The following is a 19714-nucleotide window of genomic DNA, read 5'->3' on the forward strand; positions in this document are numbered from 1 at the left end:
GATGCATTTTAAGATGCACTATTTAAAAAGGAGGGTTTTGATGGTACAAGAATCATTTTGGGAAAACAGTTCCATTAAACGATTTAATGGAAAGCGACAGAAAGCATTGATTCAAGCTCGTTCAGAGAAGTCCGCACAGGATGCACTCGGCAACACACAAGCTGGTTACAAGGCTTTAGTAAACGAACACATGAAAGCGACTAGCTTTATGTATGCCAACCAGATTAAGGATGTTGTGTTAGATAACAAGTCACCTTATAAATTCTTAATGAACACTGGTAAAACAGCATTAAAAGAAAATCCAGATGTGCTTAATTCATATGCAGATTTCTTCAATGCAGCAGCGTCCACTTTTACAGTAAAGGAGAAAAGCGGACAGAAGTTCATGGCTGAAAACGTAGAGGTCAACAAGATTTTTACGATTAATAACCAATCCCGAGGTACAGAGACAGTTTCACTTAAAGATGAAGAAGCGGCATGGAAACGTATGCAGAAAGGCGCTTATACCGTATTTGACTTTGAAACGTTCGGTGGGCGCAATGCGTTCGGTGTGCAAACATTGGACCAACTTACAGAATATAGTTTCGAAACCTTTGACAATATTAAAGCGAAGAAGTCGTCGAATCGTATCGAGGGCGTTGTTGGGATTACCGATGCGAAGAAAGATGAATTTATCAAAAAATTCATTGGTGGCTCACGAGACATACAGGACACACGTAATTTAAATGGTGGATTAATTGACTTCACTCGCTTCACTGAATTAGAGCAAATTCAATTGAATACTTTAGCTCGTATGGGTAGTAAAGAAACAACAATTTCAAATGTGGACGAACAATTCAAGGATGGTTTTAACGGGCGCTATCGCGTAACTAAAACAATCGCCAATGAAGATGTAGAAATTTCAAAAGAGAACGTACTGCGTGGGGTTGAACGTCTACATGATATTGGTACTGTACAGCGCGCAGGTTCAGTGAATGGCTTACAAGTTTGGGAGAAAGATTTAGCTGATGCGATGTCAATTGCAACGAAAGGCGACCATGTATTAACTGGTCACAACGTAGCGCAGGCCGACGTTCCTTGGTTTAACCAAACATTAACTCGTGGATCGAAGCCATTTAGGGACTATTACTTTAAAGAGTTGCAAGGCGAGTTGGTTAAAACAACTGGAGGAGCTGTATTTGATTTACTTCCACTTGCACGTATGGCCGACTTGAATGGCGCACTCTCTCGTGAGATTGAATCAAATCCAAACGCTCAGAAGCGACTTGGCGAAATGGGTTCTACTGCATTGCAACAAGAAACATTGGTTGCAACGACACTATCTAAAAACGTCATCGAAAATACGACGAACGCACCACATACAGCTGCAGAAGATACCCGCCTATTTAATGAGATTATTCGAGGGGGGCGCATCAATTCTTCTGATAAAGAAACTCTTGTCGAAAAAGCTTTCCGTATGGCTAAAATGAATATGACAAACGAAGCGATACCTTTGACAGCTGCTCCATCTGAACAGCAAGTGAAGGAATCTAATGGCACAACGAAAAATATTGTAATGAACGCACGAAAAGGTCTGTTCAATTATAAAGGTTTATCTGGTGTCATTGGTTATAATGTGGACCAGATTGATGGACGTATCCGTACTTCTAATGGATATGAAATTTCTCCAGATGGCTCAGTTAAGAGTGGATTTGGTGATGCTATCATCAAGAAAGATGTCAGCTACGTTGCACAAGGCTTACAGAAATTAACGACAGGCAATGACGATGGCATGCTAGACATCATGAAGCGTATGGGGAAAACCGACGCACATATGGCAGAAGGTGAGCTTTACAAGCTGGTTCTTTCTCCAGTACGTGAGGGGAACATTGAACCTAGCGCTAGTACGGCATCTGAAAAAACGAACATGAAGATGAATATGCCTGTAGCTCTGCTAGGTTCCCGCGATGAAATTCAACGTTATCTAAATGGCAATATGATTGCCTTTGCTAATGCGACCGAACAATTGGACGGCAGCGTCAAGTTAGATCCGATTGAAAGTGGAATGAAGGAACTGGCGAATTACAACACAGTTACACATAAAGTAGAAGAAACGACGCCTTTAGACGTCATTAAACGCGGTGAAAAGAAAGCATTGAATGATTCATTTAACCGTAGTATCACTGAAAGTGAACTGCCGAAGATTGAGCGATACATGAAGTTCAGCGACACTGTAAAAGAATTTGCGAAGGAAAAACATATCGACATTGGTTCAGCTCGTAATGCTGTGATGGATGGCGCTATGGAAATCGCTTATCAAGTTTCTCGTGGTCGAACAATTACGAAGGATATGCAAGATATGGTTGGGCTTGATGCCTACAATATTCTTTCCAATAACGGAAAGCATGCACTTGATTATCGTTCACTCGACAAGGCTGCCGCTTCACTAGACTTTATCGAAAGCGCACGCGCACCATTAAATCAACTGATTCAAGGGATTAAAGGCAAAAAGTTAGGCTCCTCAAAAGAAGAGCAGTTCGTATTCAAACAAGTGATGCAAGGAATTACTGCAGAATTGAATGATAGCTTTGTGCAAGCGAATGATCCGAAATTCAAAGCAGCAAACAAACCATACATAAGTGTCCCTTCATACGAAAAGAATGTCATTCAATTATCTCGCCCAAGCTCGATGCGCGAGAAGAATGGTCGTGTAATGGGGCTTGATACGCAAGAGAAAATGCTGCGTATCAATTTAGATGACTCACCAGAAACAAAACTGATTAACGCTGTGACAAAAACACTTCGTCGTAAAAGCGACGGTGCAATCAAGAGTAGATTACTTTCACTAGCGGAGGAAAATAACATCGCATTAGATGGCACAAGTGAAATGAATCGTTATCAAGTAGCTCAAACTATTGTTGATAAGATTCACACGCAGCGTAAAGTCGATCCGCTTCTATTCGCACAAAGCGGTGTGTCAGCGAACGACTTTTCTAAAGGATCAGTAATACTTAGCAGTGAAGCACATGCAGATAAGATTTCCTCTTACATTGACGACTACCTATCAAAATACCAGAAGGGGACGGTTGTCGATCTAAATCATTACTTTACAAAGTCGGGCGCACTTAATAAGAATACGTTGATCAATGACGTTGTTGACAACTTCTTAATGGACTCAAATTACAATTTAAAAGACCATGGTTTTAATGATGAACAAGTTAAATTTCTGCAGGATTCACGTAATCTTCGCCGCAAAGATTATACGAAATATGCGGAGGAGCTAATCAACGGTGTCCATAAGTCAGGCGCAAGCTTAGTATTCGATGCAGATAAAGGCATCTTCGGTATGACTAGAGGTGGAGAGTACACAAACCTAGCCAATATCGTAGCGCGTGACCGATTCCATAATGGTGTGTTCTATACGCAAGTCGGCAAAAACCGATTACGCACAGGTACTTACTTAGGAATGTTTGGCGCCGGTGACAAAGATGAATACGCTTTAAGTGATGTAAAAGCTGTGTCTGGACTCGGAAAATCAATGGATGCTGCGCCAGGGAATCTGGACTGGAGTATTAAACGAGCAATCGAGAATGACGATGATCCGACGAAGAGTGTGGAGCGATGGTTAAAAAATATTAATAGTTCATTGCGTGAAGGTGCAAGTGTTGATTATTTCAATGAGAAAGATATGAAAGCCCAAGGGCAATTGAATATCTCTAAGTTGATAGATAATCTAGGCAAAGTAAAAGGCATTGAGAACATGACTGCTGACGACGAAAGTGAAATTAAAGAACTTATTTCAAGAGCTCGCAAGGACAATTTCAGTTTTAGTAAGATGACCGATTCTACAAATATGTACATGCAGAAATCAATTAGTCCATTGCTACAATTCCTAACACAGGGCGTGAAAGACGAGTGGGTAAAAGACTCTGTAAAACGTATCGGAAACCGCGTGAAATCGAGCGCCAATGAAAAAGGGAATTATGGCGTAATTGACTTTCAAACAGAACTTGAAATGTTCAATAATGCTTCTCGTGGTATTGATGCGCAAAACAGTTTTATTTCATTTGATGAAGATACAGCGCGTAAGGCCCTATTAACACCAGATGAATATACCGGTGAATCGCTTGATAAGCGTGTGGGGATTGGTTCCAACTTGCGTACAGAATTAGGGGCTGCTAGAGACAACATGCTTTCAGAGGAACACACCCAAAAACGCCGTTCATCATTTGAGCTTCAACGTGCTGCCTACTCACCTGCAGAGCTACATATGAAACTAAAAGAGGCTTATTTAGCAACAGACGATCAAGCGGAACGCACATCTATTCAGAAACTAATGAATATCGGTAACGTGACAGAGGGGGCTGCTGTGATGAACTCACGAGTAGCCGATGCGATTATTCAAGGGTATGACAAACAGAAAATAGATTTCTCAAAAGACCTGTTCTCACAAGAATTGAGCGCTGACGTAGAATCTATGACAAAAAAGGAATCGAAAGCCTATAAGAAAAGGATGGACAACATCTCAAAAATGGCTCCTGTGTTTAAAGACAAGGGCAATCGCGGTTTCGATTTTAATTACGGAAAAGGTTACTATGTACGTCATGGTGAAACGCTCGCAAATGTTCGTTCCGAATACGGCAACAATGTGTCTCCAGTAGCAGCGAAGTACGATGGCTTTGCTCGTTTCGGCTTGTTCACACGAGATGGTGCTCTTGTTTCGGCAAAAGATGCACAGGAGTTTCTACGCGAACAAGCTCGTAAAAAGCAAGTAAATATCAGTAACATTCAAGAGATGATTGATTTCGCTAAGAATTACTACGACACAAAAATGTATGTTGATAAGCTAGACATGACAACATATCGTAAAATCCAAGAAGATAATCTTGAAAAACATATGACAAGTTTTACTTATCAATCATTAGGCGCCTTAGATGACCACAGTAAACCGTCACAAGGAATTGGAGCAGCATTAGATAACTTAGGCTTAAACCATTTAAAAGGTCGTACGCTTCGTCCAGAATTCTTTAACGAGCTACTGTCTGGTGAAGCTTATGACAGTGGTGTACTAAAGACTGCAGCAAAAGGCGGCATGGGTTATCAAAAAGCAATTCAATCGGCTGGCTTTAAAGATGAAAGTGAATTCAAGCGTCAGCTAGAGAAGGAGCGTCACTTAGCCGGTGACATCCTGCAACAAGTAACAGGAGCAGACGCAATCGTTCACTCGGATGATGTAAGCCACAAAAACGCTGGTGCTCGTATCAAATCTGCAATTAATGATATGCACTACAACCAATTAAACGCAGTCATGGACGAGCAAGGCTTGGCACGAGCTACGCCAGAAGCTATCCGAGAAGCGTCTCAACGAGTCGTTGATGCAGTGGGCGATGCCTTCGAAATCAACGGAAAAGATGGATTGTTTGTAGATAAAAATAACCGTATAGGATTGACTGGTGGCTTCAACTACTACAACGGCGATGGCGTAAATGTAAACCGGTTAAAAGAAGCATATGATGCGATGATGCCTGGCACTGATAAACCAGAAAATCAATTTGATAACATCGGGGCTTCTAACGGTAAGGTATCACGCCATGGTTACAATCTAATTAACGACACAACCAACTTCCAAGGTACAGGACGTACAGAAGTATTGGATGACACAGAGATTAATCGTAATAAAATAGCGATGAAATCAGGATTAAAAATGACTGACCGAGAATTGAATATGTTAGAGTTACAACGATACGATAAAGATGAATTAAGCTCTATTCGTTCCGCAATGAATGATGACGCACTATTCAAACGTGCCTTTGGCCATGTATTGAATGACAATATGGAATTAGCCGACGGCGCGCAAGACATGAAAGTACTTGGACGATATACCGACGAAATCCGTCTAAACCAATTTGCTTCTGCGGGAGATGCATTATTGCTAAATGCTGACGGTAGCCAAGCGATGCAAAATGTCGAGAGCAACCTCATTAAGTCAGCTAATGCGCTACAAAAACAAAGTGGCGGTGCCGTTTCGTTAGAATCAGCAAAACAATATCACTCTGTTGTTAGTAACACGCAAGCGATGCGGTTCAACAATGGCACATTGTCCTTGAATGATTTATTAGAAGAAGGTAAATCTACTGCCGATAAAAAAATGAACTTCAAAGTAGTTAGCATCGGAGACCTAACTGTATCAAACGGCAACGATGGTGAGATCATTATGAAGGATGGTAGCTCTGTTTATAACCAAAATGTAGTGATTGATATGAAAGATAAATATTTAGGTGGCGTACCAGAGCGCATGGGTAATCGTTACTTAGCTATTGGTGCTGTACCGACCTCTGTAATTGGAGATGAAGTGTTAGACAAAAATCCTCACAAAACAATCAATTCAATCGTTTCAGCTCGACAAGCAATTATTGATGGCGATGCTGGAACAGCCGAAGCAATTGAACGGAAGAAAGAATTAATCGTTGAAAAAGCAGGGCAATTGAACGATGACTTGTCAGAAGTAGTATTCGGCAAAAAAGGTGCTATCGGGCAACTAAGCTCTTATCGTGCGCAGCACTCTGCATTCGGTAAGGCGATGCTGCAAGATACTGCTCATGCACTGAATACATACAGTGAAGGTATGTTCCCGATGCTAGATAACGTTGAAATCGACGGCAAAAAAATCCGAGACCATTATGCGCAAGGTGGTTTAATGGATGTCAAAGTATTCGGTATGGGGCATGCAGAACGACTTGGCTTATTTGACCAAGAGTATCTGGACCACATCGGCTCTACAAAAGAAGATGTCATCAAGCAATTAGAAGGTGGCGTACTTGGTTTATCTCAACGTCATCCGGCTGTATACGAAGGTACAAAGCGTTCAACATACTTTGTACTGAACCGTTCGCTAGGCGATGAAGTCATCGAAAGTGCTGCGGGTGCATTGACTGCTAAAACCGATGCCGATGGTGATAGCCCTGGTAGTGAGCTTTCATCTTACACAGATAAGAAAACAGGACGCCGAGTGGACTCATTAGAGTATGCATTAAAAGGAGGAGCTGCCGGTGGGCAATTCTCTGCAGACATTAACGAAGCTTTCCAACAGCAAAAATCAAGTAACTATATCAACGCGTATGTTCGTAACCCACACTTCCAATCGAAGCTAGATAAAGCGAACGCAGAAGCATATGATATTATTCGTGACATTGACTTAGGCGAACGAGGTGAAGCAACCGCTGCTATGCAAGATGTAGCATGGGGTAAAGACGGCTCGGAGTTGGGCAAACTCCGTCCATCGTTACCACACTTATGGAATGAAAAAGAACGTGCAGAACTAATGGACGCTAAATCAGACCTACGCAATAAAGCATTGGCTTCTTACGCAACTGAACATAACTTATCGACAGCAGACGCTCTTACTCAACTACGTGGATCTGAAGAGGGTGGCAGAAGTTTTGAACTACACGAGGACTTTATCTCTCGACAAAAACAAGTAATTCGAGATACTGGTGATGCTGCGCAAGCGGATCTATACGAACGTGCTATGATTTATGAAGATAAATCCGACAGTTTCAAAGCCGCACAGATGGGTGCATTAAAACGACAAAGCGCTGGTGAAATTAACCTTAGCATGTACAAGGCTCGTAAGCTGCGTAACCTCTCTATTAACAATGGTTATACGAATGATGAATCACGATTCCTTGAGCATGTATTCGAAGCTTCCGAAGAAGCCTTCCTATCTCCGAAGCATAGTGATAAAATCATCGTTGAAAATCCAGACGTGATGGACCAATTCAAACGAGCGTGGGGCTCTGCTACCGGTACACCTCAAAAAGGTGATGAAGCGGGGACAGACCTACTGAAACAATACTTCCGCGACCAGACATCAACTCGTATGCGTTGGGAGAGTGAATCTAAGGAAGTTGTTGCGACGAAGATGGACCGCGCTGCGGATATGATTCAAGAAATCTTTAATAAGTCGGAGAACGGAAAAGATTTCAATATGTTCTTAGGTGCCGTTGGTCAATGGAAAAACGGTATTCCAACATCACGAATTGAAGATGCAATGATTGGTATGAACTCATCATCTATGATGTCGCAAGTATATGGTGCGCTCTCAGAAGGCAATGGCGACCTTGGATGGGAAACCCGCGACCTTCAAATGCGTGAGCGTATAGAAGGAGCTTTCAGTGACTCAAGACCGCTTCAAGGTAACGACTATATGCCACCAACAGTCCAGTCGCTTCGCAGCGAGTTTTCTGATAAAATGGGTGGCGTTAAAAACCTACTAAGTAAAGTTAGTGGTAAACAAGCGGTATTTGGTATTGCTGGTATGGCAGGAATGTCAATGCTAGGCGCATTCGTTGGCGGTAATCCTTCTGAGCCAACAGGACAACATGCAGCGCAAGCCCCATCAGCCGGTGGGTATGAATCAATGCCGTTATCAGACGGCACTGGATCGGTAAGCCAAATTCCTTCTGGTCAAGGTTATGTCGTGAATGTCAACGCACAATCACCAAAAGGACAAGCACATGCACAAGAAGCAATTCGACAAGCCGTTCGACAAGCAAGCGGCGGTTCTGTCAATATCTCTATGACAACGCGAAACGAATACAACAACTTGGACAACGAAAGCGTCACAAGTATCCTGTCAAATGCGTTTAATTAGGGGGAACTATTATGGCATCTACAAAGACTGCTAAAGAATTAAAAGAGCTTTATGGCACGATGAATAAAGAAAATCTCATTCTAACAGATGAAGATTTCTTCTTGCCGTCCATGGGCGACATGTACGTCAATTCAGTCGATAGCGCACGATTAAATGATTTTGCCGCTTCACTGGAAGGCAATGCAGGTAAAGACAAAATGACGAAAGCTTCGTTCTATTTGGAAAATCCATTTGCGAGCGAACTTGGCTTCTATGAAAAGAATCACCTTATTTTTGTAAAAGCAAAGCCATTGATTACAACGCAAGATGTACTTGCGGGAAAAGTCGATGGAGACACACTGACCTTCAAGGTCAGTGCTGTCGTTGGTGATGACGATGGCAAAGCAAAGTCAAAGATTCAAGAAGAGGTAAAACGCGGTACTGAAAAAATCATCAACGCTGTTAATGACAAGGCTTCATTAGATTTGATGGATCGACTAGAGAGCTTAGGATTAGATTTAAGTGATCCTAAGAATAGCGAGTACAAAAAATATTTACGTGAATCAAGTGAGCAAGAATTTAAAATTCGTTTCCTTGGAATCAATGCACCAGAGGTTTCAAAATGGACACATATGTCGAATATTAATGCGGATTATTTAAAAGTCGAATTTAAAGAATACGGAGACATCAAGAATGATGAAGCACATTATTATTGCCGACGCTACGAAGGCCGCAAAGATAAAGAAGTAATTGCCTTCGTAACATTGAGTGATGCAATGAGCCATGACGACGGAATTGACTTGGGTGAAATGTTTATCGAAACGAATAGCGAATATAGTCCATTAACAAAGAGTCGTATTAAATCAGAGAAAAAATTAGACTTCTATTATTTAAATACAGTAGGTGAGACTGAGAAGAAACGTCGTGAACAGGGTGATTTAGCGCAACGACGCGTAATCAAAGCAATCAATGCTTCTGCAGATGGTTATGTTTACCTAATGTTAAACACTTCTACTTTGAAGATGGCCACAGACCGCTATGCTTCTATCTTCGATGATGTGACAGCACTGAGTAAAGGTCCTATTAATAAATTAAAATACATCTTTAGCCAACTTGTTAGCTACAACGATTATTCATATAAAGGCTATAATATGTGGGGAACTGACGCATATAATCGTTTCCTTGGAACACCATATGTCATTACAGACGAAGGTTACGTGAACTTAGCTAAATATGTGATTGCTGGTGACGACGAGAAAATGGTTGACGTATTTCCAGACTATGGCGATACACCTTGGTCTGGCGTAAACAATAACTATGCCGATAAGTATTTCAATTTAGCCAGTTATGATTTTGACAACTACGCTCTATATGATGCGACGAAGGTTGCTGGCGATGATATTGATGACCGCAGAAAGGTACAAGAAGAAATCTTCGGTCGTTCATTTGATGAATTGCGAGAATGGACTGTCGGTATTGGTGACACATTCTTCTTCGTTCCACCAACAAGTATCAATGTCACGAATGAAGTATCGAATGAACGCCTACGCACAATGCGTTCTAAAGGCTCGATGGTTAAAGGTGGCACCAAGGTAGATAAGTATATCGAGCTGGACTTGTATTTCAATGACGAGCGCGGTATCAATGGCTACCCTTGGGAGACAACTTTACCAAACGGAGATAAAACTACATATTATATGAATGGATTACGTGCTTTAATTTCGCAATTCAAGTTCACGCCATTTCTACCAATTGAAAATCGTTACATTAATCAGATGTGTAATATCGAAGCGGTCAATTTACTAACGTTAGAAATCTCTACAGTTGAGGGTTTCCCTCGAACATTAGTAGCTCGTGTCGTACTACAAGCATTTGATTGGCGTACTTATATGCCAGATTTACCGGCAAACATTCAAATGGATGACCAGCAAGATGAAGATGAATACTTCAACATTTTCGCTAAATCAATCGACTACGCTACGATGCGCTGGTATTACCAACGTGCTATTCGAAGAGGGAATAAAGTAGATGGTCTTGATGCAAATTCCATTAAATACATAGAAAAAACATTGGGTAGCAATACTGCATTACAACCAATGCACTTTGAAGATTCCGGTGTGAAGTTTTACGTTGCAAACGAAGATTACTTGAAGAAAATGCTTCAAGTGAAAATCAATGCACTTGATACGTCCAAAACATACGCAGTCTTAACAGATCTTGAAAAAGAACTGTTGGTCGACTTAGCTCCTTTAGGCAAAGCTGCAGATGATGCGCTTACTGACAAAATGATGGGGCAGTACACAACGAGCTTGATCGATAAATTAAAACCAGCCAAAGATGGCCGCCTACCTGTATTAACTGCAGAGAAAGCAAGCAAAGGGTTGGTTTATGGAAAAGCGAAACTGGGTTCTCCTAAGATCATGCGAGTTGAAACAAACGGCTTTATTTTTGATGACGAGTACTTCCCAGAATATATGAATCTTGTTCAATCGAGAATGGTTGACGCATTCAAGGATGTTCAAGGGAAAGAAAAGATTCTAAACGATGTGACACCTTACTACAAAGTAGGAGATGACTACATTACGTTTGGTGTGTGTCTGGACTTGTATATGCCAGGTTTTACAACACCTGCTCAAATTACAAACCTTATTGCGGAAGCATCTACCGCTACAGGAGTGAGCCGAGATAAATTTAATTTAGTAGATGAAAAACTATATATCAGTTATCGCGTTGAATTAAAAGATAAAGTTGGTGTAAAAACAGGTATTGACCGATTCATTACAACGGATTATGACGGAGTTATCCAATATCCTGCTTTACCAAACACAACGAAGTCGGGCTACGATTATCAGATGTTAGCTTATGCTCAACAATATAAAAAAATCAAAGACAGCGATGAAGACACCCCGAACGAAGAAGTTGCTGATACAGCGAAGAATGTAGATTACATTAGTCCGTACACTTTGACTTATGATCAATATGAGATGGGCCATGTGACCGTTCAAAATATTTCTGTTAGTACAACGAACAGCTTTATGAAGTATGGACTGAACGGTAGCGAAGGTTACGCCAGCCAGTACATGGGTTCAGAAGATTCTATTATTGAAATCACGCTTCACTCAATGGATGAATATGCAGTGGGGATGATTAATCAAATGACGTCGCTTCAAACACGCTACGCTCGTGATTACCGCTTGATTCTTCCAGCCTGCCCATTCCGAATTGATACAGAACTGACACGAACACTTGGGATTAATGAAATCATTTTAGATAAGGTAGAAGTAAGCACTGTTGCAGGAGCGCCGGGCTTATACGACATACATATTAGTGCTATCTCAATGGACCGTACTTTGCGTAGCCGAGAAGCATTAAACAAAGTGAACGATTGGACGAACAATGGTTCTATTGGTAACGATAACGCAACAGAGCTTAAATTGAAGTCTTATGACAATTTAAACGAAACATTGGCTGCGGCAGAGTTATATCCAGACCTTGAATTGCCAACAGTGAAAGAACTTGAATCGAAAGGATTTAACTTTATTCGTCATGTATTCGACAGAGATCGAAGTTATCCAGATCCCGATTTCTATTTCGTGTATGGGTACTTACTACAAGCAGACGTATTACGAGATGCTGTTTCACAAGCGTACGAGCAAAGTATTGCTGAGTCTACTTGGACTGATGAATACGGCGGTTCTGTTGAGCTGGAAACAAATAAGGAATTTGGGTACATCACTAAAAAAGAAGGCAAGAATACGAAAGACTTGCACGAAAGTATTAGTAAAGTTGAGGCAGCTGCAGATAAATCGAAGAGTGTCACAGAATACGTTAATAGTGGAGAAGCCTTAATTGATATTATCCAGTCTGCAGAGGATGCAGAAGGTTGGAGCGTTTCACCAAAAATACGTGTGCTAGGAATCGACCAGTATCATCAAGATTTATTGCACAGAGATGATGCAATGAAGAAAGGTAAGACAGGCGAGGAACGACAAGGCAAGTGGTTATCAGAACGAATGGATGAAGCAAGAGAAGCAAGTAAGCTAATCAAAGCCGCTTTAGATAAACCACTGTCAAGCATTGGTCAAGCACATGATGCTCGTAAAGATGATGACTTTACTCGTCGTTTTAGTGACCGCGTAATCAGAGAATGTTTGAACGAGGACTTTGGCGATGCTCTCGCGAAATTAAATTTCTCTGCAGAAGAATTTACGGACAGCGGATCGCAGACAGCAGATTCATTCATCAAGATTTTAAAATCAATCGCTACAGCATTTAGCAGTAAAAAAGAGTGGACTAAGAAGGCCGGTAAAGATGGCGACGCTAATTTTAAATATTTAGGTTACGCAATTGATACTGATACGAACAGCTCTGGTAATCGTTCTGCCGCTTCGATTGATGATGCTGTTGAGAATGGCGTAGAGTTTTCTGTTTTCGGATTAAAAATGCTGAAACGCAAAAAGCTTAAAAAGCTTGAAGTATATGGCGAAATCCATAAGCGTGTAGACGATGATGTAAGCGTGAATATGAACTATTACACGTTAGATCCGTACTACCGTCGTGAAGGTGTAACAGCAAAAGAAATTGAAGAGTACAAGCGCGCGTGTTGTACAGATTACACTGTTGCAGCGCAGGCTTTCGTTCGTAATACGATGCTATTCCTTGCAAAAGCAATCGACGAATACATCTTCCCTAACATTACATTTGACTTGATGGCCAGTGAACTTCGCGAAGCAATGAAGAGTGTAGAGAATAAGAAACTAGCAGATGAAATCAATGATTACGAAGATTTCCTTAATGACGAGGATAGACCAATCAATGCTGGTAAGTTATTTATCTGTTCATTAGCTGCAGCGACCAATTCACAAAAAGTTCTGGAGTACGTGAAGCAAGGTCGATATGAGGACTTAAATCAAATGGTTTACCAGTCTATTAATGAAAAAGGTACGGAGCTTTACGACAATAGCGAAGCAATCTTCTATCGTAAATTCTTCCGTAAACTAGTTGATTACAAAATGATTGATAACCTCGGAGCAGTAGGGAACGACGATAAGAACATCGTAACGGATCGACGTCGTGAATATCGTGAACGTGTTTACATTGAAGCGGCGAACAATCCTAGCGAATACATTACGCACTCGTTCCACGATATGACTGTCAATGATATGCGTGGGCGTATGGCTAGAGCATTTCCAACGTTCTATATGTTGTTAGTAGATGAAGGGCGACGAATTGGTCTTTGGAAGCTACATGATAACTTCTATAACATCAACTCTATTTCTGAAATCGCAATCACAAAATCTCGTAAGAATCCTGCAGACACGATTAAGATAACGATGTCCAATATGTTCCATACATATACAACGGATGACGAAGATATAAAAGTAAATTTTGAATATGACTATCGAGATGTATTCAATTCTATCTTTAACTCCGAAGCTTACTACGAAAAAGAAGAAGCGAAGCGAATGGGGCAGCAACCATTGAATCGCGCAAAATTAAAACCTGGCATTCGTATGCATGTGCGTATGGGCTACAATTCAAACGCAGCCACTTTACCAATCATGTTCAACGGTAGAATCGCTGAGGTGTCAGCTGGCGAAACAGTTGAAATTGTAGGGCAAGGTGATGGTGTTGAGCTATTAAATACGATTTCCGTTCAAGAGTCTAAGTCCCTTAACCAAGGGAACGGTAAGCTATGGCTGTACTCAAAAGTAGATGGCCAACAAACGCCAAAAGAAATATTCGACAAAGTACTATGTAATAAAGGTACGATGACGTCGCGCGCCTTAGATACTGTATCGAATGGTTACTATCGTTCATACAATGAATACGGAATTGTTCACTTTGGCGATCCACGTTACAACGTTATATTCGAAAATGGTGAGCCATCACAAAATATCTATGAAGCGACTACTCAACCTAAATGGTATAAGGAGCAATCTAAATCAGCAGAATATGGTTTAGAGGAGCCACCACAGATCAGCATCATGACGCGTGGACGCACTGTATGGGATGTTTTCAACATCGCAGCAAGTATGTCACCAGATTTCATTTTGGGTATCGCACCGTTCGGTATGCGCTCTACACTGTTCCATGGGCATCCGCGTTTCTATTATGCTTACGATTACATAAAAGATAAAGATGGAAACTATTTAGAGAAGCGTAAACCATACCAACAGTTCCACTTGGTTTCCTCTATGAGCGACATTATTCAAAACAATATTACTGCGACATCTCAAAGCATTGCGACAAACGCAGTGGGACTGTACAAAACAAAATTCACAATTGGTGAAAAAGAATATACGACTGGACGACTATACGTTGACTGGGACATCTACCCAGAGAACCAGCGATCTATCGTACACGATACAGGGATTGTTTACAAAGGTAACAATGAAGTCGTATCAAAAGTTCCGTTAATAGGGGACGCAACAAAAGTAATTACTGACCGAGCGTTCGAGTTGCCAAGTGGCGGTAAAGAGAAGGCATGGCGTTCAACAGCGAAAGCATTGAAACATTCTATTCACGATATGTATACAGGGAACATTATGCTTGTCGGGAATCCTTCTATTAAGCCGCATGACCGTTTAGAAATTTATGATACATATGAAAACATTAGTGGACCAGTGTTGGTTGAATCAGTAACGCACATTATGAGCCCGGATACAGGGTTTGTTACAGACGTTGTTCCGGATTGTATTGCGGTAGTGGATGACCGCTTCGAAACAACAACTCAATCTTTCGTGAACAACTATATTAAACCAGCAATGATTTATAGCGCTGTAACAACAGCAATCGCGGCTTCAACAAAATCCTTGTCACCGACGCTATCTCTGTTAAAATCATTTTCGAATTCCAAAGGTAAGCAAGTAAACTACGTTGCAAACACTGTGAAGAAACTGGTTGGTGATACAGATAAGGCAAAGGATGCGAGTAAAGTTTCAAGGAAAGGACTGCGCCTATTATATAAAGCATTAAATGCTTCTAAAGGTCAGCTCGGTTCCCTCGGTGCGAAACTTGGGTTAGCCGGCGCTGTTGGTGGACCCGCTGGTGTTGCTGCATTAACAATTGGTTTCTTTGTCGAATCACTTGTTTCAATGAGTATCGGTTATGCAGTCAACAATAAGATTAAACACTCGCTACGAAACAAGCAGGTGCTAGAGATTTATCCTATTAAGAAGAATACAAAAGTACTGACTGCAGGGCTTACAGGTCAAATGGGCTTAGTCGTTGGTTCACCGACTGGTGGTATGAACGGTGTTGTCGATAGCGTTGTAGACTGGTTCGTTAATAAGAGCGATGATAACCGCGTATTCGGTTTTGTTCGTGACACATTATTAGCAGACGATACAGTGGATTATATGCGTACTGTTGGGCGACGCAATGAAAACCTACTTCAAGATGGTACAGAATATGCGCGACAAAGCGTATTGAACAATGTACTTGCATCTGTATCGAAAGAAGAAGCGGTTCAGATTGGTGGCCTTTCCGAGTTACTGCTAACGCCACGCGTCACACCTCCTCCAAGTAGTGAGTCAACGGAGAGAAAAGCTAATTACGCAACGAAGATGAATGCAAAATATACAGAGCTAAAAGTAGACACTATTACCAACATGGGCGGCAATGCGAAGATTGTTGAGAATATGGTAGCAATCGAAGGTAGTGAGAAAATCGCTGACTACTTAGATCGTGGTATCTTGCGTTTAATTTGGAAAGAAAAATTTAACGATGAAAAAGATTACGAATACGTGACGTTTGAAACCAAAGGTGAGAACCTTAAAGCTCGTTGTATCAAGACAGTTGTTTCTAAAAAGAACAGCGATACTTGCTACGATATTCCATTCCTGCATCCAGATGCATTAGCACTTCTCGAAGAAATTTGTCGAGTGGCCAGTAACTATTTGGTATCAGATGAAGAGGAAAAGAACGAGAACGAATCAAACTTCATTGCAGTAACATCTGCAGCGCGTATCGGTGATACGGAGTCACTGGCGTCAACAGGGCTATCATTCAAGTTGGAATCAAGCGGAAAAGATTCTAAAACAATTCTAAAAAATGTGCTACATGACATTAATGAAGCGATGGATGAAATGCGAAGCGTTGGCTTACCAGACGACTACATTATCTTTGAACGTACAAAAATTAAAGAAGGCGGGATTTCTGAGGACGGTAAGAGTGTCCGTATAACAGTTTACCCACCAGCATAGGGGGAGAGAGAATGGCTGGATTAAAAGATGTTATCGCCGAAAAGGTTGTATCTCCGTCGGTAAATAACGATGGCGACCATTTTGATGTAGAAGCAATTGTCCGCACGATTGATGCAGACAATAGCACATGTACAATTACATATCGAAGCGGTGAAGGCCGCGTCACACGAGAAAACGTATTAGTTCGTACAGGTAGTGTTTCGTTCGTTGATTGGTTCCCAGAGAAAGGAGACCATGTTCTCGTCAACATTATCAATGGGCGACATTATGTAACTGGCCCTTCTGATGCAGAGTTACGAGGGATGCGAAAACGGAATTCGCGACTGGTCAGTGACATTTATAGCGACATGACAGCGACAGATACACAAGGGGGTTGGATTTTCTAATGAGCGAAAAAGCAGCAGCCGTCACGTTTGTACAGGATGAACCAGCAGACAATATTATTGCTCGAATCAAAAAAGATGTAGCAAACACGAAAGCGGGAATCGAGAAGGCACTCGTCAACAAGCATTCGAAATCGAGCTTGACTATGCGTAAGGATGGTGACATTACGCTAGCTTCAAATACGAAAACGCAAATGAAGCTAGATAACAATGGTAAATCCTTAGATATGACACAAGATAGCATCACGATTGCAAATAGACGAACGCTTGAAGTTGAGGATATTGTTATCAACAATCATAAAATGAATCCTCAATTGCTTTACTATACGGATGGCGTGTCAGTATTAAACGATACAGATAGCTACGTATCGTCGTTTCAGATGCAGGGGAGTGTCATGGTGAAAGCGTGGGATGCTTCGAGCAAAAAGTATAAGATGATTCGCAGACCTGCGAACCTATCTATGTTTAGCCCACGTTTAAATACAGCACAGATTCCAAAAGACCTTGGTGTTCCAGACACAGTGAAAGAGCAGATCGAGGAAATTGCTTCTACAAATCAAAGCGTATCGAACGCAAGTGAAGTAGAGAAAGCAACAGATGGCACAGCTGCAGTGGAAACAGTTGCGGATAAAAAATCCAAAGTAGCTGATTCAATCGTAGCTAAAGGTGGCACACCCATTACAAAAACAGCTAAGAAACAATAAAATTGTAACAAAAACACCTCAAAATGGGTGTTTTTTGTTACCTACTATTCAATTGCACAGCCGACAGCGAATGCCGTTGCACATGCAAAGTCACACGCACCACCAACAGCTAGTCCCACGCCAGGAATGAAATGCAATCCACCACACATAGAACCACAAGCAATTAATCCAGACATACTACAAGCAAAAGCTACACCATTGAATTTAAACTTATAAGTAGCAATGCCTGAATCGTTAGCTTCTTCAACTTCTCCAATATTGAAAGAATTTAGAACATCATAACTTTCATCAGAGAAATCTAATAAAACTGTGTTAGACATTAAAACTTTTTTCTCTTTTAAATCAATCCACATAATCTCGCGTAAGATTTTCTTATTGTCTTTATTATTGTTATCATAGTAATAAGCAGCATAACTTACGACATTTTCATAGTTTACGCCTTGGTCTTCTAGGTTTTTAAATTGTGTATAAGTTTGCGCATCTTTAGCTAGAAGGTATCCTTTTTTCTTATAAGACTTTAGAATTTTTTTAGCTTCTGAATTACGATCTTTCTTAGCAACTTTGTTTACAGACTTTTTCACTTTTTTACTAAGCTCTTGATTGACTTCTGTACCAGACGCTTCTAATTGTTCAATAGCTTTTTGTACATCGCTATTCGGATTATCACATTGGCAATCTTCCTTTGCAATATTGCTAACAGCTGTGGATTGTTGAGGCGTTAATGAGAACACCAGAATAAAGGCCATTGAGATAACACTTAAAATTTTCTTCAAAACAAAGCAACTCCCTTAAATATTATGTAGTTTTTCTCTCTCTAACTCTGATTACTAAATAAACTAAAAGTGCCACAATAAAAGCTAGCAATTGATCTAGTAACATATCACCAGTGTTAAACCATCTTATTAAAAAAACTAACCCAAAAATCAACATACCTAAAATACTTATTATTTTAATAACTTTTTCACCCAACTTATTACACCTCCAAACTCGACATTTTAAAGACAGTTTACTTTTAAATGTTTACATATTGGTTATTAATTGTCAAATTTGTATTTTATTAACCAATTACAATTACTCTTCAAAATGGCGTAACAGCGGCGTTTGTGAGGGGTGATTTTTTATTTTATAAAGTGGCTTGAGTGATGAAAATTTATTTAAAAATTGACTTTTAAATCAAGCAAGGGGATTTACTTTTAGACGTATTACAAAAAGACTACTTGTTCATCTTTAAAAAACTTCTTTCTTCATGTAAACTTGCACGCGCAAGCAGTAAAATACTGCATGAAAGAAAGGGGTTTTTTATTTTATGGTCGATTTTCAAACGACAAAAAACGGTGACATCGTGTTCAAAGACTACAATAAAAAAGCTGGAATTGTATTGAATATGCAGACAGCAGATGCATGTATTGTTCTATCTCATTCTACAAGTAATCAACCGCAAAGCCGCGCCACAGATGGTATTCGGTTAACATTCAGAACCGTCACTGATGACGCAGGACTAGACGTTGATATTGTTTCCGACAACGATGCAATATCTCAACAAATCGAATGGGAATGCAAAACAGAAATCGGTGAATTACCGATAAGTACGTTCGGGAGTACAGTGTACAAGAGTATGCACAAAGAGATTGGACTAGAAGAAACGGCAGAAGCTATCCGTTTGTCCATCCAATCTATCGTCGATCAATACATTACTGATGCGACAGTGACGATTGAGCGTCATAAAGATGCTTCCGTTTTTAACTATCAAACATACCATGCAATGATTGAAGCAACAGGATTCCATCATTCATTTACTATTTAGGAGGA

General features: G+C 40.7%; 7 protein-coding genes. 5 read left to right on the forward strand and 2 right to left on the reverse strand.

The features are described from left to right. The first annotated feature begins 40 nt into the window (after positions 1–40). Genes KTHG_RS16375 through KTHG_RS16390 form a run of 4 tightly spaced genes read left to right on the forward strand, consistent with a single transcriptional unit; the run spans position 41 to position 17905 of the window. The gene (locus KTHG_RS16375; RefSeq protein ID WP_139995276.1) at positions 41–8632 is read left to right on the forward strand and encodes a hypothetical protein; all 8592 of its coding nucleotides are present in this window, start codon (positions 41–43) and stop codon (positions 8630–8632) included. Between the two features lie 11 nt (positions 8633–8643). Further along, positions 8644–16818: a hypothetical protein gene (locus KTHG_RS16380; protein ID WP_139995278.1), complete on the forward strand. Its 8175-nt coding sequence runs from the start codon at positions 8644–8646 to the stop codon at positions 16816–16818. A gap of 11 nt (positions 16819–16829) precedes the next feature. Beyond that, positions 16830–17204 carry a hypothetical protein gene (locus tag KTHG_RS16385; protein WP_139995280.1) on the forward strand — a complete coding sequence of 125 codons (375 nt, stop codon included), beginning with the start codon at positions 16830–16832 and terminating at the stop codon, positions 17202–17204. Continuing rightward, a complete protein-coding gene (locus KTHG_RS16390; RefSeq protein WP_139995282.1) occupies positions 17204–17905 on the forward strand; it encodes a hypothetical protein in 702 nt (233 codons plus the stop codon). Before KTHG_RS16385 ends, KTHG_RS16390 begins: the two co-directional genes overlap by 1 nt. Positions 17906–17949: 44 nt before the next feature. On the opposite strand, the gene KTHG_RS16395 is transcribed toward KTHG_RS16390, so the two are convergent. After that, on the reverse strand, positions 17950–18678 hold the full coding sequence (locus tag KTHG_RS16395) for a putative immunity/bacteriocin fusion bifunctional protein (RefSeq protein ID WP_139995284.1): 729 nt from the start codon (positions 18676–18678) through the stop codon (positions 17950–17952). A 22-nt stretch (positions 18679–18700) separates the two neighbouring features. After that, on the reverse strand, positions 18701–18874 hold the full coding sequence (locus KTHG_RS21510; protein WP_186439674.1) for a hypothetical protein: 174 nt from the start codon (positions 18872–18874) through the stop codon (positions 18701–18703). Between the two features lie 337 nt (positions 18875–19211). Here KTHG_RS21510 and KTHG_RS16400 point away from each other — a divergent pair, with 337 nt between their 5' ends. After that, positions 19212–19709, forward strand: a complete 498-nt coding sequence (locus tag KTHG_RS16400; protein ID WP_139995286.1) for a hypothetical protein — start codon at positions 19212–19214, stop codon at positions 19707–19709. Positions 19710–19714: the final 5 nt, after the last annotated feature.

Origin of the sequence: Kurthia sp. Dielmo, assembly GCF_000307285.2 — a bacterium.
GTDB classification, from domain to species: Bacteria; Bacillota; Bacilli; order Bacillales_A; family Planococcaceae; genus Kurthia; species Kurthia populi.